We start from the raw sequence: 20,529 nt of genomic DNA, 5'->3' as shown, positions 1-20,529 counted from the left end.
AATTTCATGTATAAAATATACCATGCTGAACGCGCTCAAACAATATTTTGAGTACGTCTTCACAATACCGTCAAAATGAAAACGTCTCCATTTAAATCATGTATATAAAATATAGACATGTATTTTATATATATTATCAGAAAATTCCTCCCAATGAATAAAAATCCATCGGGAGGAATTTAGTTTTCTAAAGTTTTTCTAGTAGTGCTTCAAACTGATCGAGCTGTGATTCGAACACTTTCATTGCATTTTCGATAGGTTCACTTGTTGTCATATCGACACCTGCATTTTTCAGTACGTTGATTGGATAGTCTGATGATCCTTTTTTAAGAAATTCATTAATATATCTTTCAGCAACGTCAGTATCCCCTTCAAGTACCTGTTTGGATAGACTCGCCGCCGCAGCGTAACCTGTGGAGTACTGATATACATAGTAATTCATATAGAAGTGAGGAATTCTTGCCCATTCCACATCAATATATTCATCGTATTCTACCGCATCACCAAAGTATTTGCGGTTCAGATCTCCGTATACTGCGTTTAAACTTCCTGCAGTAAGCGGTTCGCCTGCCTCTTTCATGGAATGGATTTTGTGTTCGAATTCTGCGAACATTGTCTGTCTGAAGACGGAACCTCTGAACCCTTCCAACTGTTCATTCAACAGATAGAGTTTCTTCTTCGTATCTTCTAGATTTTTAAACATGTAGTCGGCAAGCAGTGCTTCATTAAAATTGCTGGCCACTTCAGCCACAAAAATGGAGTAACCTGACTTGTTGGATGGTTGGCTCTGCCTACTGTAGTAGCTATGCACACTGTGGCCAAACTCATGGGTCAGAGTAAACAGGTTGTTAACGTTATTCTGCCAGTTCATCAGTATGAACGGATTAGTACCGTAAGTTCCTGAGGAATAGGCACCGCTTCTCTTACCTTTGTTCTCATAGACATCAACCCAGCGGCTATCAAGGCCTTCCTTAATGATATTGAGATATGTGTCTCCCATCGGTTCAAGAGACTTAAGCATCCAATCTTTTGCTTCTTCATAAGTCATTTCAAATTCCACGTCTTTAATCATCGGCGTATAGACATCATACATCTTGAGCTTATCGAGACCCAGCTGCTTTCTGCGTAGTTCAGTATAGCGATGCATCAGATGCAAATGATCGTTTACCGTTTTTACGAGATTGTCATATACTGCTTCAGGAATAAAGTTGTTTGAGAGTGCCTGATGCCTCGCAGAGTCATACCCACGTGCTTGAGCTTGGAATACGTGTGTACTGACTACACCCTGTAGCGTTTGACTCAATGTATTTTTAAATGCACCATAAGTACTATAGAGATTTTCGTATGCTGACTGTCTAAGCGTACGGTCGCTTGATTTGAGCAAGTCGATATAAGTACCTTGCGTCAATGCGTGGGTATTGCCTTCTGCATCCACTGCATCTGGGAATTCAAGGTCAGCATTATTGAACATGCCAAAAGTGGATGTCGGATTTGACATGACTTCCCCAGCCTGGGCCAAAAGCCTTTCCTCCTTGTCACTGAGAACATGTTCGCGCTTTTTGTTGAGCTTCTCAAGATCGAATGAAAACTCGGAGAGTCGCTCTTCCTGACGCCATGTTTCCAACGTTTCCTGATCGACTTTCATGATCTCAGGGATGAGGAAGCTCCAGGCTGTATTGAATTTAACTACCAGTGTACGGGCTTTCGACTCCAGTGCACTGTATGTATCATTCGATGTGTCCTGGTCATGCTTTAGATGCGCATAGACGAACAGTTTACCAATCTCGTCACTAATTGCTCGTTCGGTTTCTAGAGCAGCTGCCAGAGCCTCGGATGAATCGATTTTCCCCTGGAACTGTACCTCTTCACCAAGACGGCCTTCCAATTCTTTGTACTTTTCTTCAAACGCCTCGTCTGATTCAAAAATTGTTTGAAGATCCCATGTATACTTCTCTTCTTGTTGTTCACGTGTAATGACTTTAGACATGATTTTCCCTCCACTTTTTTGATAATGTAATTTTCTCAATATTCTTCATAAATTTCAAGTATCGAAACTTATTGTGAAATACATAACGATATATACGCTTTTGAAGAAGTAGGTTTAATCCGTTTTTTGAACTCCGTTTCCCTAATAGTAGCTTTGTAAATAAACATGGAGCTAAAAAGATGGTCGCCGACAAGATAACAGGAGCATGCTATTCGCTTTAATTTTGGTACATACCCTTTCGCTTCTTTCGAAATTATCATAGCTGTACTATTAATGGATTCAATAAATAGGTAACAAAAATCTCCTTTTTCACATGACATGAAAAGGAGATTTTTATTTTATATGCAAATTATTTAATTTTATTTGAAAAACTTTCTTACTTTATTTCTTACATTCATACCCATGATAACTTTACCATATTCCTCTACTACCATACTGGATATCTCAGCAGGAGAACTGTATTCGAGAAGTTTGGCTTCAATACGTTCCATGTCCATGAAATCCATGCGGTAATCGAAGAAAATTTGATAATAATATCCGTCCTTGTATACTATGAGCAAATCTTCGTAGACAGTTTCATCAACTTCCACTTCATGCGTATACTTTATTAGATCTTCGAATTCGTCAAATTTAACCATGACTGGTTCTTTTGTGACTGGTGTTACTTCTTCAGAGTCTGTCGCAATATTTTCGAGGAACTGTTCAACATCATTATTATTTATATCCATAGGCGTCTGCTCCGTTGAGAATGGTTTATCATCCTGAGATTTGGAAACAACCACTTCGATTCCTTTGTCGTAGGCGTGGACTTGAATCCATAGCGGTCCTTCCATTGAAAAATCTTCTTCCTGCTCGTAGTTCACTTCATCCATGATGGACCAGAAGAACTCTTCTCCACGTTTACGGTTCATCCATAGATCTTCTTTATCAAACCCACGTTTCTCGATGTCTTGGTAGGTAATGAAAAACTTGATTGTTGATTCATCAATTCTTTCAATCCTCATACTTCTCACTCCTCTCTCAAGCATGATTCTTATATATATTATACCTTATTCTGAATTGCTAAAACCACTTTTAGAATTGTTATGTCATTATACGCCAAAATACCCGTGGATTTCAATCCGCGGGCATCAAGGTGTTTAAGTATATGACTGATCATTTAGTGAAGGCGCCTAGAGTTCAGCAAGGCGCTTTGCTTCGTTCAAATGGAACGTCCTTACAGTACGAGGAAGGAAGCGACGAATTTCATCTTCGTTGTAACCAACCTGCAAACGTTTCTCGTCCATAATAATTGGTCTCCTAAGAAGACCTGGGTTCTCCATAATCAATGTGTAAAGTTCCTGCATCGGCATGCTGTCGATGTCCACGTTAAGTTTCTGGAAAGTCTTAGATCTCGTGGAAATAATCTCATCCGTACCATCCTCGGTCATTCTGAGTATTGCTTTCACTTCATCGAGACCAAGCGGTTCAGAAAATATATTTCTTTCAGTGTAAGGAATTTCATGTTCTTGTAACCATGCTTTCGCTTTACGGCATGATGTGCAACTTGGAGAAGTAAAAAGTGTTACCATACAACTCACACTCCAATTTCATAAAGATTTGTAATAATAGTTTATACCCATTTTTACAGTTAGCCAAACTAAATTGGTGCCATTTTTGTGAAACTTGATACATTTCGATATAAACTTTATCTACAATGCATAATATACAGCACGAAGATTAAAACTAAATGAGAATTATGTAATAATCTCGCAAATTTTTAGAAAAATTTTACTGTGCTCCGTCTTGCACTTATTTATCCTGTATTGCAAGCCAGTTAAAATTTTATTATCATATGAGTAATGACTAATAAAAAGGTGACTATAAAAATGAAAACTTTATTCTCAGGCGTTCAACCAAGTGGGATACCGACAATAGGAAATTATATCGGCGCCTATAAGCAATTTGTGGAGATGCAAGAGGAATACGATGCGTATTTCTGCATTGTCGATCAGCATGCCATAACTGTCCCGCAAGATAGATTAAAATTGAGGGAAAATACCCGCAAACTGGCAGCCATATATTTGGCTTCCGGGCTCGATCCAGAAAAGATCACGCTCTTTGTACAAAGTGAAGTGGCCGCCCATGCAAAGGCTGCATGGATGATGCAATGCATCGGTTATATCGGAGAATTGGAACGTATGACGCAGTTCAAGGATAAGGCACGAAAACAAAATCAGCGTGATGGTATCAGTGTCGGCCTTCTGACCTATCCATCTTTAATGGCTGCGGACATTTTGATCTACGGTACCGATGTAGTTCCTGTCGGTGAAGATCAGGGCCAACACCTTGAACTGACGCGTAACATGGCAGAGCGCTTCAATTCCAAATACAATGACATATTGACTGTTCCTGAAGTCAAACACCCTGAAGTCGGCGGACGTATCATGAGCTTAAATGATCCAACGAAGAAAATGTCAAAGAGTGATGATAACCAAAAGGGGTTCATCTCACTTCTAGACGATCCGAAGGCAGCTGCTAAGAAGATTCGCAGCGCAGTAACCGATTCAGGTATTGAAGTGACGTACGACAAAGAGGAAAAACCGGGCATATCCAACTTGCTGACCATCTATTCGGCACTGACTGAGAAAAGTATTGCAGATATTGAAACGCAATATGCAAACAGCAATTACGGAGTTTTCAAATCCGAGCTAGGCGAAGTTGTCGAATCATTCCTAACCGATTTCCAAGAAAAAGTGAACGATTATATGGAAAGTGGAGAACTCGATGACATCCTGGATCGCGGTGCGATGAAAGCTTCTAGGAAAGCAGATAAAATGGTGGAAAAAATGGAACGCGCTATGGGACTTGGTAGAAAGCGCAGATAAATAGTAACAGACGAACTGGGATAATCCCGGTTCTTTTTTCGAAAATTAGCGGTAAGACCGTACTACAATGACTAAAAAACCTGCTTCCTCCCTTAGAGAGGAAACAGGTTTTTATTTATTCGTCATATTTTTTCAGTATAAGGCTGGCATTGTGCCCTCCGAAACCGAAACTGTTTGAAATGGCGTATTTCAAATCTGCTTCGACTGCACCCTCTGTAACGTAATTCAAGTCACATTCAGGATCTGGTGTTTCCAGATTGATTGTCGGGTGAACTTTACCGTCTCTAAGACTGAGCGCTGTAATGATCGCTTCCATTCCACCGGTTCCTCCTAAGAGGTGGCCAGTCATGGATTTTGTGGAGTTGACAAGCAACTTATATGCATGATCTTTAAAGACATTTCGGATAGCCATCGTTTCAAACATATCGTTGTACGGTGTACTCGTACCGTGTCCATTGACGTAGCCAATGTCTTCAGGCTCAATGCCTGCATCTTTCATCGCTTCAATCATCGCACGCGCACCGCCCTCACCTTGTTCTGCGGGCGCTGTAATGTGGTGGGCGTCGCCTGTTGTACCATAGCCGACAATCTCTCCATAAATCTTCGCACCGCGTGCCTTAGCATGCTCGAGTTCTTCAAGTACAACGATACCTGCGCCTTCTCCAATAACAAATCCGTCTCTGTTCTTATCGTATGGACGAGAAGCTCTGTTTGGATCATCAGATGTGGTAAGTGCCTTATTGGCCTGGAAACCTGCCACACCCATTCTCGTAATCGGTGCTTCCGTACCACCGGATACCATTACGTCGGCTTGGCCGCGTTCAATAAACTTGAATGCTTCACCGATTGAGTTTGTGCCCGTTGCACAAGCAGTGACCGTTGCACCATTCGGTCCCTTGAGACCATGCTTAATAGATACTTGGCCACTTGCCATATCAGGTATCATCATTGGAACAAAGAAAGGACTCACGCGACGAGGGCCTCTTTCATAGAGCACTTTGAATCCATCTTCTAGTGCCTGGATACCACCAATACCTGAGCCAATCCACACGCCAATACGCTCACGGTTTTCATCAGTAACCTTAAGCCCACTATCAGCAACAGCCTCATCTGAAGCTACCATCGCATACTGCGTAAAACGGTCCATGCGACGTGCTTCTTTTTTGTCCATGTAGTCTTCGATGTCGAAGTTTTTGAGCTCTCCTGCAACATGCACGTTATAGTCGCTATTGTCTATGCGGGTGATTTTGTCGACGCCGTTGACGCCTTTCAATGCATTTTCCCACATTTCGGGTGCAGAGTTGCCAATTGGTGTCAACGCACCGATACCCGTAATTACTACTCTTCTCTTATCCATGAGTTTCCTCCTTATTGTCTCCCCATGTCAGGCAGATTGCACCCCATGTCAGGCCGCCGCCAAAGCCGACCAGAACAAGAGTATCTCCTGACTTTATTTTACCATTTTTAATCTCATAATGGATACTCAATGGTATCGAAGCCGCCGAGGTGTTGCCGTATTTATCGACCGTAGTACTCATTCTTTCTTTCGGCAAATCCATACGTTCACGCGCCGCATTCATAATCCTTATATTTGCTTGGTGAGGCACCAGCATATCTATATCATCTTTAACAAGTCCTGCCTTTTCAGTCACATTGACACTCGATTCGCCCATCTGTCTAACAGCAAACTTATAGACTTCTCGACCATTCATTTTTATATTTCCTGTTTCTTCTTCATCATATAAGTATGAGCCACCAGCACCATTGCTGCCGAGCTCAAATGAATGCATGCCATATCCTTCCGAAACTTCACCCATAACTACAGCTCCAGCGCCATCTCCAAACAGTACAGCTGTGGAACGGTCTGAAAAATCGGTGATCTTAGATAACTTATCCGCACCGACAACAAGTACTTTCTTATAGGTGCCTGTTTGGATGAACTGTTGGGCAGTCACCATGCCGTAGATGAACCCTGTACAAGCTGCAAGCTGATCCATCGAAGGCACTTGGCGCAGACCGAGTTTATGCTGCAAGACTGTTGCTACCGTCGGGAACTGATGGTCGCCTGTTGAGGTTGCTACAATAACCAAGTCGATTTCAGATTTGTCCACTCCCGAGTTCTCTATCGCTTCCTTGGCAGCCTCATATGCCATATCGCTCGTTTCCATACCCTCTGCATAACGGCGTTCCTTAATTCCCGTCATTTCTGTAATCCATTCGTCCGAAGTATCAAGAATCTTTTCAAAATCATGATTGGTAAATACTTTCTCAGGCACATATGTCCCCAAGCCCAATACGCCGACTTGTTTCATTTGATCACACCTTATAATCTCATATTATCACTAGGTACTAATTTATCACATCACACGTTTTCACACAACAAAAAAAGCATCCATGCCATACGCATGGATGCTTTCGTCTTCTTGCTTTTACTCTTCTGTAACGCCCCAGTTATAAGGAAGTGTTTCTTCGTCATAGCCAAGTTCGATGCTGTAGTTTACAACTCTTTCGTTTACAGGTACTACGAACGCTCTGTAAAGTGTTGGTACTACAGGCATTTCCTCAACCATCAATTCCTGCCAATCGTTATAGATTTCTTGTCTTGTATCTACATCGAATGCGTCCGGAGAGTTTCCTTCTTCCATCAAACGAGTGCTCTCTTCAGACTCGTAACGTGGATAGTTGAAATCAACGTCTGGACCGTATAGGCCGTACGGATCAACATCAGAACCTACGCCCCAAGCACCCTGATAGATATCTACTCCTGGATCGTCATTTTCAAGCATATCATAGAAAGTATTGAACTCAATCAAACGACCATTAGTAAGCTGTACATTCAGGCCAACTTCTCTCCAAGCTTGGATGTAGTAGTTAGCAAGTGGTTCAGCAGTGTCGCCACCAGACATGGAAGCGAAGTTGATTTCAAGTGGCTCACCCTCTGGTGTTTCACGGAAACCGTCACCATCTGTATCTTCGTACCCAGCTTCGTCAAGAATACGGTTCGCTTCTTCAGGATCGTATTCTGGTACTTCTAGATCAGCATTGTGCCAATCTGCGTGGTAAGGTGTGATGAGTGATGTTGCTTTCCAACGTAGACCATTGTAGAAACGTTCTCCAATAGCGTCGTTGTCCATCGCATGCCACATAGCGCGGCGAAGTTCTGGATCACCCATTTTCATTTCTTCAGGCATGTAATTTACGCGCCCTTCGTCTTCGTCCCACTCACCCAGTTTGAAACCGATGTAAGTGTAAGCTCCTTCAATGTTTGCCAACCATTCGACACCTTCCATATCCTCTACATCTGGATATTGGTCAGTTGGGAAGTTGATCGCGTAGTCAATATCGCCTGTTTCCATAGCATTTGCTACAGAAGATGGAGATACAACGCTGAGTGTAACACCGTCAAGGTTTGGTTCACCTCTCCAGTAATCTTCGAACTTAGTCATTACTACTGCTTCCCCTGGCGTAATGGAATCCACTTGGAATGGACCAATTCCGATTGGGTTCTCGCGTGTTTCAGGTGCTTCAGCCATGTCTGCAACTTCTACACCTTCGTAGTGGTGCTCAGGTAGTGCATATGCCCAGAAGCCACCCGCAGTAAGAGACGGTGCAAGTTCAGTATAAGTAAATACTGCAGTCTGATCATCTACTACTTCGATACCGGAGATAGAATCAGCATCGCCTGCTTTGTAGTCGTTATAACCTTCAATTAGAGTAAAACCGTCAGTCGCGCCACGAATCCCAGGGTATTCTGGGTGTCCGATGATTTCATATGCGTACACGTAGTCATTGATTGTCAAAGGTTCACCATCGTGCCAGTTGATACCGTCTTTGAGTGTGAACGTGACAGTGTTGTCATCTTCATTTACTTCAAATTCGATTGGACCATCATTCGTGTACTGGAAGTTTTCATCCATTGAGAATACTGGCTCGTCGAACAAGCTGATTACTTCAAAGTCAGGATTTCCCTGATAGAAGTTGAAGTTCAAAGTTCCTTCAAATGGTGTGTCGGAGCTTAAGCCAACGTTAAGTGTGCCGCCTTCCATTGGCTCACCATCGTTTGAGGTTGTTGTACCAAAGTCCTCATAGTTGTATACATCACCAGAAGCAGAATCACTAGACCCTTCTTCTGTTTCTTCTTCAGTTGTTTCTTCAGAACTTTCATCAGAACTTGCATCACCAGAAGATTCATCCGTTGTTTCCTCTTCAGATGATTCTCCGCCACATGCTGCTAGTGCTAACACTAGAGTGAGCATTGCGAAGAACATAAACTTTGACCACGAAAATTTCGTCATCATACTTCCTCCCTTTATAAAATATTTTAAACTGATATATACTTAAGTTCAGTTTAAGGCTGAAACTTAGTACCAAATTATGTAAGAAAATCACCGAGTTGAAATATAATATTTATACATCTACGCATAATATTATCATAATTATCTGAAATATCAACGGCATATTCATAATAAATTTTAATTAAATTGTATTTTGACACTTAATTGTTAATTATTCCTAAAATTTCGTTATTTCACTGCAAACGCTTACAATTTATTTCATTGATAAGGCTCCATTTGTATGGAGCCTTAAAATTAAGCTTGGCGCTGTCTGGCATCTCCTGCACGTCTCATTGCTTCTCCGATATTGCGTACGCATAGCATGAGTACAAGTATCATAATCGCTGCTGGTACCCAGATCCATGGTCTATGCTGCAGGGTCTGAGAGTTAGTAGCGTAAGCCATGAGTGTCCCAAGCGATGGATAATCTTCTGGGAAACCGAATCCGATAAACGATAGTCCGGACTCTATACCGATATTTGCAGCCAGTGACAACGTGCCGTTTACAATGATAATACCAATCAAGTTAGGCATGAGTTGTGTAAATACAATCTTGCCGTGGGAACTACCTAGTGTTTTAGATGCATTGATGTAATCAAGTTCACGCTCCTGAATGGCAAGCGAACGTACAAGCCTTGCTGTACCCGTCCACAGAAACGCAGCCATCATAAAGGAAAATGTGAAAATATCGTAAGATGGCGTAATTGTAACAAAGACGATTACGATCATAAGGAAAGGCAGGACCATGAAAAAGTCTACTATACGCATCATGACGTTATCGACTTGACCACCAAAGTAACCTGAGACGACACCATAGACGATACCGAAACCAACGCTCATCAGAGTGACAAGAATTCCAATCGCAAGTGAATTTCTCGTTCCAATGATTAATTGCCCGAAGATATCCCTACCCCCGTAGTCTGTACCTAATCTGAAAGTCTCATCTGGCGCCTGGTTGATGGCGAACAAATCCACTAAAACAATTTGTTGTCTATCGAGGAACATTGTCAGACCAAACACATATGCTGTGATGAGTACAAACAGAATCAGTGAGAATAACGCAAGTTTGTCTGCAATGATCTCTTGTATAATGATTCTCCACCCCGGCGTACTCCGTGGCAGATTTTTTGAATCAAGGGCACCGTGACCTGCTGCGCCATGGGGGATATCAGCTTTGATGCTCATATCCATATCCCCTTTTTCGTACACATGATCATCGTTTGATCTGGCTTCGAATGGATCTCCGTCCCTTGCCATGTCGTCACTTTCTGTATTACGTCGATCTAGTTCCTTTTGACGGAGACGCCTTTCTTGATCACGTGCTTCTTCTGTACGTCCAGCGTCAGAATTCTGATTATAGTCATTTCTATTACTCACTTTATACGCCCCTCCTTATTTGATACGGATCCTAGGATCAACGATGCTCAGAATAATATCCGACAACAGTGCGCCTACGATAGCCATAAAACCATAAAGCAGGATTAGGACATTCGCCACACTAAAGTCACGTGTAGATATTGAATCGAGGAATAACCTGCCCATTCCCGGATAACTGTAAATCATTTCAATGAAGATTGAACCGCCGAGAAGCGCAACAATTTCATAACCGAAGAATGCTGCGATTGGCAGTACTGAGTTTCTGAAAACGTGTCGGTTGTAGATGGCAGATTCTTTGACACCTTTCGCACGTGCTAATATGATGAAATCTTTTTGTTTCGTTTCTATAATACCGCTTCTTAAGTATTGGACGGTACCGACTAGACCAATCAGTGCAATGGCAAAACTTGGTAGTACAAGGTGATTGATTTTACTAAGTACGTAATCCAGACTGCCTGGAGCCATACCTGGTGCTACAGAACCGCCTGTTGGGAACCAGCCGAGGTTGTAGCCGAACACCCATAGAATGACAAGTCCAAATATGAATTGAGGTGTCGCAAAACCTAGGTATGTGTAACCAGTAATTGCGTTATCAAGCAGTGAGTCGTTATAGCGGCCGGATACAAGACCGAGTGGTAGACCTAATAGATAAATCAGTACTGTTGAGAAAAGTGAAAGCCATACTGTGTTCAATAGGCGGTCGCCAATTACGTCCATAACAGGGCGCTGGTGAAATATCGATGTTCCGAAATCACCTTGGAACATCGCAAATATCCAATCCCTGTATTGAATGTACCATGGATTGTCTAAGCCGAGCGCTTCCCTTCTAGCTTGAATGGCTTCTGCTGGTATATTTGGATCGATCAACCCTGACAACGCGTCGCCAGGCATCAGGGACCCAAGTATAAATACAAGTACACTCAATACGACAAGCTGTGGAAATGTGATTAATAATCTTCTTATAGTAAATTTCAGCATGTTTTTATCAACCTTTCACCGGCAATGCGACTTTATGCGTCTCTGAAATGGACTGCAGTGGAAAAGCTCTGCCTTCTTCGTCGAGATAATCGACGAAGTTTTGATCATACTCTTCCTTGACTTTTTGTCTCATGGCAAGGTTACTTTCTATGTCATCCACATTGGTGTCCGGAATGGCTGCAATCAGTCTTTTCGTATAGATATGCTGAGGATTACTGAAGATATCTTCAGCTCTACCTTCTTCTACCAGACGTCCTTGATACATAATTCCTATATGTTTGCACATATGTCTGACGACGCCTAAATCATGAGCAATGAACATCATTGTTAAATTTAGATCCTGTTGGATATCCTGCATGAAATTGAGCACTTGTGCTTGTACTGAAACATCTAGTGCGGATACAGGTTCATCTGCAATAATCAGCTTCGGATTCAACGCAATCGCACGCGCCACGCCAATCCGTTGACGCTGTCCTCCTGAGAATTCATGTGGATACTTATAAAGGGAACCTGGCGGCAATCCTACCCTATCAAGTAAAGCAAGTACTTCAGGAACAAGTTCACTTTTAGTGCGCTTATGATAATTTTTGATCGGCTCTGAAACGATATCAAATACACGTTTACGCTGGTTGAGTGAAGAGTATGGATCTTGGAAGATCATTTGGATATCGTCCCTCACATCGACTGACTTCCCTTTTGTGTTCAACTGGTTGCCGTCGAAATAGATTTCCCCGCTAGTAACAGGGTTCAACCCCATTACGGCTTTACCGGTCGTCGTTTTACCAGAGCCTGATTCTCCTACCAATCCATAGGTCGTTCCTTCAGGGATGCTAATACTGACCCCGTCTACAGCTTTAACATGATCTTTGACCGTGTTGAAGAACCCTCCCTTAATTGGATAATGAACTTTTAAATCTTTAATTTCCAATAGGTTCATCTTACAGTTCCTCCTTCGACGCCAGTTTCAATCTGATATTCCTCGACGCCGATGTCAGGTTCCTCTTCACCTTCGAGCGTGAAGTGCTGATAACATGTACAGCGTACAAAGTGGTTCTCCCCAATTTCTCTTAGCTGAGGATTTTCTTCATGGGCGGATGCGCTGATCCACGGAATTCTCGGTGCAAAACGGCATCCCGTCCGGTCCATCTTGTTTAGTGCCGGTACAACACCCTGGATGACATGAAGCTTTTTACCGAGCATATCTTCAGACGGCAACGAATTCAAAAGTGAGCGCGTGTAAGGGTGCTTTGGATTTTTAAAAAGTTCCCTAACCGGTGCAACTTCAACAATCTGTCCGGCATACATGACTGCTACACGATCAGCCATTTCAGCAACGACTCCTAGGTCGTGTGTAATTAAAAGTACACCTGAATTCAAGTCGTCCTGCAACTCTCTTATGAGATCCAAGATTTGAGCTTGGATGGTTACGTCGAGTGCTGTTGTCGGTTCATCAGCAATCAGCAGTTTGGGACGGTTCGCGATCGCGATTGCAATAACAACACGCTGTCGCATGCCTCCGGACAACTCATGGGGATATGCTTCCGCAACCCGCTCGGGTCTCGGTATACCTACACGATCCAAAAGTTCTACTGCATAAGCGTCTCTTTCGCTTTTCGGTTTCGTGTTATGTATCTTAAGTGTTTCGACAATCTGTTGCTTTATCTTCATCAGTGGATTGAGCGCTGTCATAGGATCTTGGAAAATCATAGCCAGATCGCCTCCACGTATTCTATTCATCTTTCCTTCATTGACTTTCAATAGATTTTGATCTTGGAACTTGACTTCCCCTTCAATTCGAGCTTTTCTATGAAGACCCATCAGCGAGAAGGCCGTGGCACTTTTACCTGAACCTGACTCTCCAACAAGCGCCAGTACTTCATTCGGCTTGATGCTGAAAGATACATCGTCGACCGCTGGAAAATACTTAGTGCCAATTTTGAAAGAGGTTGTCAGATTATTTACTTCTATCAAATTTTCGGACATCTGTTTTCACCCATTCTTTCCTCGATTCGTAATTATCAAGACAATAACTAACGTACTACGATATTCACGCTTTACCCTCAATTATACAGTGATGAATAATGGTCACTTATGTACTTATTATCCATTCAATAATTGCATGCACAATGTGCAACAACCAAGGATCATCTAGATCACCATTCCAACCGTTTGCATATAAATTCACCTTAGTATATTGTAATCGTCAGAAAATTAATTTGCAACATACGTTTTTTGAATTGCAACAATATTTAAGCTTTTATAGGAACTAAATATACACTAATGTATAAGTCATTTCAACTGACTTTCGGTATATACATGTATATTTTGTAAGCGTTTTCAAATAAAGCGAGATTTTTAGAAAGAACAATACCAATAATTTTATTTAATAGCATTAGCACTATACATCGAAAACGTTTTACGTTATTATTAATTTATCTAATTTTGTAGTGGAGGCAGGACCATGCGGTATCTTATTAGTTTTATCTGGGCACTAATGCTAACACAAATGGTTAACTTTGTACTGAACAGTCTTGGCGGCGGGGGCCCTTACAATGTGTGGAGCGGCGTACTACTTGCGGTGCTCATTACATTAGCGCTCGTTATCTTAGATCTCATTATGAAACCAGAAGATAATGAAGAAGTTCAGCATAATCATTAATAACGTAAAGGGTCCCGACCATGTTGGTCGGGACCCTTTTTATTTTAGGAACATGGTCATATTGTCATCCCGAGATCCAGCGTTTCAGCAACCAATTGCTCAATCAACTCGCTGGCAGAAATATATCTAGCTCTAGCTTTCCCTTGCCCTGCAAGCAGCATTCCATAATCTATGTTACCGTCTGCTTTTGAAGCATCTTGTATAGGCTGGGTCAGACTGCGTTGTACGGGATAATCTACCAGCTTTTGTGTTTGTCTCGACATATCTGTAATGAACGTATTTTTAATCGCACGTGCGGCGCGACCCGTAAATACACTTGTTAGGACCGAAGGTGTATCTCTATCGGCTGAAAGGGCATTTTTATGGATGGTATGCGCGCCACTCTCGTCAGTAGAAATGAATGCCGTGCCGAGTTGGACACCTGCCGCACCAAGTATTCTAGCAGCAGCGATACCACGGCCGTCCATAATGCTCCCTGAGGCGATTATTGGAATCGACAGATGATCTGCAGCTTCTGGGATCAAACTCATCAGACCAATCAGACTGTCATCCACAGCTGCCAGGAAAGATCCCCGATGGCCGCCCGCTTCTACGCCCTGAAGTACCACTGCGTCAAAGCCTGCACGCTCCACTGTCTCTGCTTCTTTCACCGTCGTTGCGGTGCCAATCAGAATGACACCCGCTTCTTTTAGTCTTTCGATCTGTTGGTGGGATGGAAGACCAAAGATGAACGAACATACTGGCACTTGTTCTTCAATTACAATTTCAATTCGCTCGTTGAATGCTTTCTCAACCATTTCGTAGGTAACTGGTTCCACAACCTGTTGTTTAAGGTCAAACTTGTCATACAATGGTTTCAACGCTTTATATGCATCTGAGATCTCTTCTTCAGTTGTCTTGAATTTCCATGGCACAAAAAGATTCACTCCAAAAGCGCTGATATTCTTTTTCTTTAGTTTGCGCACTATTTTACGTAATTCTTCAGGTGCAAGGCCACCTGCGCCAATCATTCCCAGTCCTCCTGATTTCGCTACTGCACTAACGAGACGAACTGTTGTGATGCCTCCTGCCATCGGTGACTGTATGATGGCATGCTCAATACCAAGCAGATTTTTAAGCATATCGTTATTACGTGATGTTTTCATATCCGTCCCCCCTGCCCGAGTATCTTTTCGGACACGCCTCTTTTTCATGGTAATATGTAACTGATACAACCATTCCTATACATTTCAAGATATCAGATGGTTACGTTTGTGACTATCTATACCCGAATTTCCAATGACTATACAACGCTACACTAATGCTCTATGATGAATCAAAAGAATAAATTAGAAACGAAGGTGTAATATAATGAACATCCTTCCCGCGATTCGTTCGATGAAAGATTTTGAAAAATTGATTGGCAGTCGTTATAAATCTTGCGTTGTTCTAGATATGCATATTGGCCATCTAGAAAGCCATCTGACAACCATTAAAAACCATGGATTTGAGGTCTACCTGCATCTGGACTTAATTAAAGGGCTTTCTGTTGATACAGCCTCCCTTGAGTTCGTTCATCAAAAATATAAACCGACCGGTATTGTCTCAACGCGCGGACGTGTCATTAAGAAAGCCAACCAGCTTGGCATGGAAACGATACTCAGAGTATTCGTCATCGACTCGTCAGCCATTGAGAAAAGCATCGAACTGATTAAACAGTCAGAACCAAATCTGATTGAGATACTCCCAGGTGTAGTACCAAAAGTCATTCACTTATTTAAACAAGAAGTGAATGCTGAAGTCATTGCAGGCGGACTGATCGAAACACAGAGCGAAGTACAAGACGCTCTCGCCGCCGGTGCTAAGTACGTAACAACTAGCAAAACGGACCTTTGGTTTAGTTCCGACAATCACTAAAGAGTAAATTTAAAGTGTTGACAGCGCTATCATCATAAGTTAGCATTGTAGATAAGTTAATAGGACACGGAGAAATAGAGCCCCCATTTGTAGCTTTTGCATGGCTACCAGTGCGGGGTTTTTTAATGTTTTATTAGCCATCAAACAAACAAAGGAGTGATTTGCAATGAATGCTTACATTGCAGAATTCGTCGGTACCGCCATACTTATACTATTTGGGGGCGGCGTGGTCGCCAACGTCAACCTGAAAGGTTCTCTTGCAAAAGGTGCCGACTGGGTGGTCGTTGCATTTGGATGGGGATTTGCAGTAACTTTCGCAATCTATGCAGTCGGACAGTTCTCTGACGCACATATTAACCCGGCCGTAACGCTCGGCTTTGCTTTTGCCGGTACGTTTGCCTGGAGCATGGTATTACCATACATCATCGCACAAGTCCTTGGCGCGATGTTCGGTGCTTTTCTAGTCTGGATGCACTTCATGCCACACTTTAAAGCAGAAGAAGATGAGGGAACGAAACTTGGTGTGTTCGCAACAGGTCCAGCATACCCCAATTACGTATCCAACTTCATCAGTGAGATTGTCGGTACATTTATCTTGGTCATGGGATTACTGTTCATCGGCGCGAATGATTTTACAGAAGGTCTAAATCCATTGATCGTCGGTTTCTTGATTACAGCCATCGGTCTTAGCCTCGGCGGGGCAACCGGCTATGCGATCAATCCGGCACGTGACTTGGGTCCAAGACTCGCACACTTCATCATGCCGATTCCGGGTAAAGGAAAATCAAACTTCGCTTACGCTGTTGTTCCAGTACTTGGACCACTCGCGGGCGGTGTGCTTGGTGCAACAGTTTACAACGCCATATTTACTGGTAATGCCAACATTTTCTTGGTCATCGCGTTGATCTTCACCGTTTTAGTAGTAGTGTTAGGGGTATTTCTTAATAAAAGTGTGCTTAAGGGTAAAGCTTCAAAACTTATTTAAGGTAATAGGGTCATCGAATTCATTTGATTCAATCTATTAATAAAGGGGAATAAATACACATGGAAAAATACATTCTATCAATCGACCAAGGGACAACGAGCTCACGTGCTATTCTTTTTAATAAAGATGGCGATATTGTTGGGACGAATCAAGCCGAGTTTAAGCAGTATTTCCCACAATCAGGCTGGGTGGAACACAATGCAAACGAAATCTGGAGTTCTGTTCTCGCTGTCGTAGCAGGCGTTATGACAGAAAATGATGTTCGACCGGAGCAAGTCGAAGGGATTGGTATTACCAATCAGCGTGAGACAGCTGTCGTATGGGATAAGAACACTGGCCGACCGATCTACAACGCTATTGTTTGGCAGTCCCGTCAGACAGCAGAAATTTGTGATGATTTGAAAGCACAAGGTCACGAAGAAACATTCCGCAATAAAACCGGACTATTGCTCGATCCTTATTTCTCCGGTACGAAAGTTAAGTGGATTCTAGATAATGTAGATGGTGCACGTGAAAAGGCTGAGAACGGAGACTTGATTTTCGGAACAATCGATACTTGGCTCATCTGGCGTTTCACTGAAGGGGCTGTACATGTCACGGATTATACAAACGCCAGCCGGACACTCATGTACAATATTTACGATCTTAAATGGGATCAGGAACTCCTCGATCTGCTTGAAGTCCCTGCTTCAATGCTGCCTGAGGTTAAATCATCAAGCGAAGTCTACGGAGAAACAACAACTTCTCACTTCTTTGGTCGCAACGTACCGATTGCTGGTATTGCTGGTGACCAGCAAGCTGCACTTTTCGGCCAGACTTGTTTCCAAGAAGGCGATGCTAAAAACACATATGGCACAGGGTGTTTCCTACTCATGAATACTGGTTCAGAAGCGATAAAAAGTGAAAATGGTCTTTTGACGACTATCGCTTACGGTATCGATGGTGAAGTGAAATATGCGCTGGAAGGTTCCATATTTGTTGCAGGTTCAGCAATCCAGTGGCTGCGTGACGGACTGCGCATGTTCAACAATTCTTCTCAATCAGAAGCATACGCGAACCGTATCGAATCCACTGATGGTGTCTACATGGTGCCTGCATTTACTGGACTCGGTGCACCATACTGGGATTCCGAAGCACGTGGTGCTATATTTGGGCTTAGTCGTGGTACTGAAAAAGAACACTTTGTGCGCGCCACGCTCGAATCCCTTGCTTACCAGACAAAGGATGTTCTCGACGCCATGCAAAAAGATAGTAACATTGAGCTTGAAACACTGCGTGTCGACGGCGGCGCAACAGCGAATGACTTCCTGATGCAGTTCCAATCCGACCTCTTAGATACAAAGGTCGAGCGTCCTGAAGTACTTGAGACGACAGCTGTCGGTTCTGCATACCTTGCCGGTCTTGCGGTTGGGTTCTGGCAGTCCACTGATGAATTGAAAAAAGTTAGCGAAACAGATAGTGTATTCGAACCGAAGATGGAAAAAGAAGAAAGAGACGCCCTCTATGAAGGCTGGCAGGTTGCTGTAAAGGCAACTCAAGCATTCAAGCCTAAACAAAGTAGAGATAAATAAAGTCGTTTCATAATAAAGACCCCTTCGTGCGGCCTTTATTTTTCAAAAAACTAGGAGGTATTTCAATGCTGAACACATTAACTAGAAAAGATCAATTACAACATATGGAGAAAGTCGACTATGACATTGTTGTTATTGGTGGAGGAATCACTGGAGCGGGGATCGCTCTGGATGCTGCCAAGCGAGGGATGAAGGTTGCACTTGTTGAAATGCAGGATTTCGCTGAAGGTACAAGTAGTCGCAGCACAAAACTGGTTCACGGTGGCTTGCGTTACCTGAAGCAGTTCCAGGTTGGTGTTGTACGTGAAACAGGCATTGAACGTGCCATTGTTTATGAAAATGGACCGCACGTAACGACACCTGAATGGATGCTACTCCCGTTCCATAAAGGTGGGACTTTCGGAAAATTTACAACAAGCATTGGTCTACGTGTCTACGATATGCTAGCTGAAGTAAAACGTAGCGAACATAGAAAAATGCTGAGCATAGATGATGTTATTGAAAAAGAACCGCTCGTTAAACGTGATGGTCTACTCGGTGGCGGCTATTACGTTGAATATAAGACAGACGATGCTAGAATGACAATTGAAGTCATGAAAAAAGCAGCGGAGTTTGGTGCCGATCCGATCAATCACGTCAAAGCAGTCGGATTCATTTACGATCAAGGTAAAGTTGTCGGCGTACATGCTGAAGATCAAATTGATGGCGGCACGCATCAGATTCTTGGCCGCCGCGTGATCAATGCGACCGGACCATGGGTCGATGAGGTACGCTCCCATGATGCTGAAGCTAAAAAAGGTAAAAAACAGCTATTTTTATCCAAAGGTGTTCACCTTGTGTTTGATGAGAAAGATTTCCCACTCAAACAAGCAGTCTACTTCGATGCGAAGTCCGATGGCCGTATGATTTTCGCCATTCCTAGAAATGGTAAAACGTATATGGGGACAACCGACACGCATTACGAAGGAGACAAGGAAAACCCTGTCGCAACAGCAGAGGATCGTAAGTACTTGCTTGATACGACGAACAACATGTTCCCAGGGCTCGACCTTGATGAGTCCCACATTGAATCAACATGGGCAGGTATTAGACCACTCATTCATGAAGCGGGCAAAGACCCTTCTGAGATTTCAAGGAAAGACGAAATCTGGGAATCTAAAAGTGATTTGATTACCATTGCCGGCGGTAAACTTACAGGCTATCGCCACATGGCACAGGAGATTGTTGATCTGGTTGCGAAACGTCTATCTCAAGAATATGGTTTGAAATTTAAAAAAGCCGATACTAAAAACCAGCCGATTTCAGGTGGGGATGTTGGTGGTAGTGAAGGCTTTGATGACTTCGTTACTCGCATGGCGGAACGTGCACCATCATACGGACTATCTATCACAAATGGACAGAGACTTGCCAGACACTATGGTAGCAACGTTGAACGACTATACGAAATCATCGGTAGCCTAGGTACTGCATCCGAGTACTACAGCTTGCCAAAAGACGTCCACGCCCAAGTTATCTACAGCATTCAGCATGAAATGGCAGCAAATCCAAGCGACTATTTCGTTAGAAGGACAGGAGATCTCTACTTCAATATCGCAAATGTCGAAAAGTATAAAGATGCTGTCATCAATGTGATGAGCGATCTTCTTGAATGGGACGAAGAAACACGCGAGAAAGAAAGCCAAGTGCTTGAAACAGCTTACCTCCAAGTCAAAGGCGGTACCGGCTTAGCACTTGAAAACGCCTAGATATTTAAATAATGCCCGCAGAAGTTTGAGCTGCTACCTCCTAAGTTTACAGATGAAATAAAAAATCTGTAAACTTAGGAGGTTTTTTAATGGCCAGACATCGCAGTTTCGAAGAAAAGATGGCGATTGT

General features: G+C 42.9%; 17 protein-coding genes. 6 read left to right on the top strand and 11 right to left on the bottom strand.

Translation table 11 applies throughout. The features are described from left to right. Positions 1 to 187: 187 nt before the first annotated feature. The 3 genes from pepF to spxA form a co-directional block, all read right to left on the bottom strand. Positions 188 to 1,987, bottom strand: a complete 1,800-nt coding sequence (gene pepF, locus ACFOJ8_RS12425) for an oligoendopeptidase F (protein WP_380655959.1) — start codon at positions 1,985 to 1,987, stop codon at positions 188 to 190. 359 nt (positions 1,988 to 2,346) lie between these two features. Then, positions 2,347 to 2,991 (bottom strand): adaptor protein MecA, encoded by a 645-nt coding sequence (locus ACFOJ8_RS12420; RefSeq protein WP_380655962.1) that lies wholly within the window; start codon positions 2,989 to 2,991, stop codon positions 2,347 to 2,349. Positions 2,992 to 3,159: 168 nt separating this feature from the next. Then, positions 3,160 to 3,558: a transcriptional regulator SpxA gene (gene spxA / locus ACFOJ8_RS12415; RefSeq protein ID WP_380655965.1), complete on the bottom strand. Its 399-nt coding sequence runs from the start codon at positions 3,556 to 3,558 to the stop codon at positions 3,160 to 3,162. A gap of 297 nt (positions 3,559 to 3,855) precedes the next feature. Here spxA and trpS point away from each other — a divergent pair, with 297 nt between their 5' ends. Beyond that, positions 3,856 to 4,854, top strand: a complete 999-nt coding sequence (trpS, locus tag ACFOJ8_RS12410) for a tryptophan--tRNA ligase (protein ID WP_380655968.1) — start codon at positions 3,856 to 3,858, stop codon at positions 4,852 to 4,854. A gap of 115 nt (positions 4,855 to 4,969) precedes the next feature. Here trpS and fabF read toward each other — a convergent pair whose 3' ends face one another. The 7 genes from fabF to ACFOJ8_RS12375 all read right to left on the bottom strand — a co-directional run bounded on the left by fabF (position 4,970) and on the right by ACFOJ8_RS12375 (position 13,526). Further along, positions 4,970 to 6,211, bottom strand: a complete 1,242-nt coding sequence (fabF, locus tag ACFOJ8_RS12405) for a beta-ketoacyl-ACP synthase II (protein ID WP_380655970.1) — start codon at positions 6,209 to 6,211, stop codon at positions 4,970 to 4,972. Beyond that, complete coding sequence (locus tag ACFOJ8_RS12400) at positions 6,204 to 7,166, bottom strand: beta-ketoacyl-ACP synthase III (RefSeq protein ID WP_380655973.1); 963 nt, start codon at positions 7,164 to 7,166, stop codon at positions 6,204 to 6,206. Before ACFOJ8_RS12400 ends, fabF begins: the two co-directional genes overlap by 8 nt. Before the next feature lie 117 nt (positions 7,167 to 7,283). Beyond that, positions 7,284 to 9,149 carry an oligopeptide ABC transporter substrate-binding protein gene (locus ACFOJ8_RS12395; protein WP_380655976.1) on the bottom strand — a complete coding sequence of 622 codons (1,866 nt, stop codon included), beginning with the start codon at positions 9,147 to 9,149 and terminating at the stop codon, positions 7,284 to 7,286. 294 nt (positions 9,150 to 9,443) lie between these two features. Beyond that, positions 9,444 to 10,565, bottom strand: a complete 1,122-nt coding sequence (locus tag ACFOJ8_RS12390; protein ID WP_380655979.1) for an ABC transporter permease — start codon at positions 10,563 to 10,565, stop codon at positions 9,444 to 9,446. Positions 10,566 to 10,580: 15 nt separating this feature from the next. After that, entirely contained in the window at positions 10,581 to 11,543 is a 963-nt protein-coding gene (locus ACFOJ8_RS12385) for an ABC transporter permease (protein WP_380655982.1), read from the bottom strand. A 7-nt stretch (positions 11,544 to 11,550) separates the two neighbouring features. Beyond that, on the bottom strand, positions 11,551 to 12,480 hold the full coding sequence (locus ACFOJ8_RS12380; protein WP_380655985.1) for an ATP-binding cassette domain-containing protein: 930 nt from the start codon (positions 12,478 to 12,480) through the stop codon (positions 11,551 to 11,553). Continuing rightward, on the bottom strand, positions 12,477 to 13,526 hold the full coding sequence (locus ACFOJ8_RS12375) for an ABC transporter ATP-binding protein (RefSeq protein ID WP_380655991.1): 1,050 nt from the start codon (positions 13,524 to 13,526) through the stop codon (positions 12,477 to 12,479). Before ACFOJ8_RS12375 ends, ACFOJ8_RS12380 begins: the two co-directional genes overlap by 4 nt. A 478-nt stretch (positions 13,527 to 14,004) precedes the next feature. Here ACFOJ8_RS12375 and ACFOJ8_RS12370 point away from each other — a divergent pair, with 478 nt between their 5' ends. After that, the gene (locus ACFOJ8_RS12370; protein ID WP_380655998.1) at positions 14,005 to 14,202 is read left to right on the top strand and encodes a YjzD family protein; all 198 of its coding nucleotides are present in this window, start codon (positions 14,005 to 14,007) and stop codon (positions 14,200 to 14,202) included. A gap of 56 nt (positions 14,203 to 14,258) precedes the next feature. Here ACFOJ8_RS12370 and ACFOJ8_RS12365 read toward each other — a convergent pair whose 3' ends face one another. Next, a complete protein-coding gene (locus ACFOJ8_RS12365) occupies positions 14,259 to 15,347 on the bottom strand; it encodes an NAD(P)H-dependent flavin oxidoreductase (protein WP_380656004.1) in 1,089 nt (362 codons plus the stop codon). A 205-nt stretch (positions 15,348 to 15,552) separates the two neighbouring features. Here ACFOJ8_RS12365 and ACFOJ8_RS12360 point away from each other — a divergent pair, with 205 nt between their 5' ends. The 4 genes from ACFOJ8_RS12360 to ACFOJ8_RS12345 all read left to right on the top strand — a co-directional run bounded on the left by ACFOJ8_RS12360 (position 15,553) and on the right by ACFOJ8_RS12345 (position 20,399). Next, entirely contained in the window at positions 15,553 to 16,098 is a 546-nt protein-coding gene (locus tag ACFOJ8_RS12360) for a glycerol-3-phosphate responsive antiterminator (RefSeq protein WP_380656010.1), read from the top strand. A 166-nt stretch (positions 16,099 to 16,264) separates the two neighbouring features. After that, positions 16,265 to 17,083, top strand: a complete 819-nt coding sequence (locus ACFOJ8_RS12355; RefSeq protein ID WP_380656014.1) for an MIP/aquaporin family protein — start codon at positions 16,265 to 16,267, stop codon at positions 17,081 to 17,083. A gap of 59 nt (positions 17,084 to 17,142) precedes the next feature. Further along, on the top strand, positions 17,143 to 18,654 hold the full coding sequence (glpK, locus tag ACFOJ8_RS12350; protein WP_380656018.1) for a glycerol kinase GlpK: 1,512 nt from the start codon (positions 17,143 to 17,145) through the stop codon (positions 18,652 to 18,654). A gap of 65 nt (positions 18,655 to 18,719) precedes the next feature. Beyond that, positions 18,720 to 20,399, top strand: coding sequence for a glycerol-3-phosphate dehydrogenase/oxidase (locus ACFOJ8_RS12345; RefSeq protein ID WP_380656021.1), 1,680 nt, complete (start codon positions 18,720 to 18,722; stop codon positions 20,397 to 20,399). Positions 20,400 to 20,529: the final 130 nt, after the last annotated feature.

It is taken from the genome of Salinicoccus sesuvii, from assembly GCF_042648145.1.
Classification (GTDB): Bacteria; Bacillota; Bacilli; order Staphylococcales; family Salinicoccaceae; genus Salinicoccus; species Salinicoccus sesuvii.
This window is presented reverse-complemented; position numbering and strand designations above follow the sequence as displayed.

What these genes read in the sequence shown, in the direction of transcription:
- pepF (WP_380655959.1), bottom strand. Translation starts at nt 1,987, where the DNA reads ATGTCTAAAGTCATTACACGTGAACAACAAGAAGAGAAGTATACATGG.
- ACFOJ8_RS12420 (WP_380655962.1), bottom strand. Translation starts at nt 2,991, where the DNA reads ATGAGGATTGAAAGAATTGATGAATCAACAATCAAGTTTTTCATTACC.
- spxA (WP_380655965.1), bottom strand. Translation starts at nt 3,558, where the DNA reads ATGGTAACACTTTTTACTTCTCCAAGTTGCACATCATGCCGTAAAGCG.
- trpS (WP_380655968.1), top strand. Translation starts at nt 3,856, where the DNA reads ATGAAAACTTTATTCTCAGGCGTTCAACCAAGTGGGATACCGACAATA.
- fabF (WP_380655970.1), bottom strand. Translation starts at nt 6,211, where the DNA reads ATGGATAAGAGAAGAGTAGTAATTACGGGTATCGGTGCGTTGACACCA.
- ACFOJ8_RS12400 (WP_380655973.1), bottom strand. Translation starts at nt 7,166, where the DNA reads ATGAAACAAGTCGGCGTATTGGGCTTGGGGACATATGTGCCTGAGAAA.
- ACFOJ8_RS12395 (WP_380655976.1), bottom strand. Translation starts at nt 9,149, where the DNA reads ATGACGAAATTTTCGTGGTCAAAGTTTATGTTCTTCGCAATGCTCACT.
- ACFOJ8_RS12385 (WP_380655982.1), bottom strand. Translation starts at nt 11,543, where the DNA reads ATGCTGAAATTTACTATAAGAAGATTATTAATCACATTTCCACAGCTT.
- ACFOJ8_RS12380 (WP_380655985.1), bottom strand. Translation starts at nt 12,480, where the DNA reads ATGAACCTATTGGAAATTAAAGATTTAAAAGTTCATTATCCAATTAAG.
- ACFOJ8_RS12375 (WP_380655991.1), bottom strand. Translation starts at nt 13,526, where the DNA reads ATGTCCGAAAATTTGATAGAAGTAAATAATCTGACAACCTCTTTCAAA.
- ACFOJ8_RS12370 (WP_380655998.1), top strand. Translation starts at nt 14,005, where the DNA reads ATGCGGTATCTTATTAGTTTTATCTGGGCACTAATGCTAACACAAATG.
- ACFOJ8_RS12365 (WP_380656004.1), bottom strand. Translation starts at nt 15,347, where the DNA reads ATGAAAACATCACGTAATAACGATATGCTTAAAAATCTGCTTGGTATT.
- ACFOJ8_RS12360 (WP_380656010.1), top strand. Translation starts at nt 15,553, where the DNA reads ATGAACATCCTTCCCGCGATTCGTTCGATGAAAGATTTTGAAAAATTG.
- ACFOJ8_RS12355 (WP_380656014.1), top strand. Translation starts at nt 16,265, where the DNA reads ATGAATGCTTACATTGCAGAATTCGTCGGTACCGCCATACTTATACTA.
- glpK (WP_380656018.1), top strand. Translation starts at nt 17,143, where the DNA reads ATGGAAAAATACATTCTATCAATCGACCAAGGGACAACGAGCTCACGT.
- ACFOJ8_RS12345 (WP_380656021.1), top strand. Translation starts at nt 18,720, where the DNA reads ATGCTGAACACATTAACTAGAAAAGATCAATTACAACATATGGAGAAA.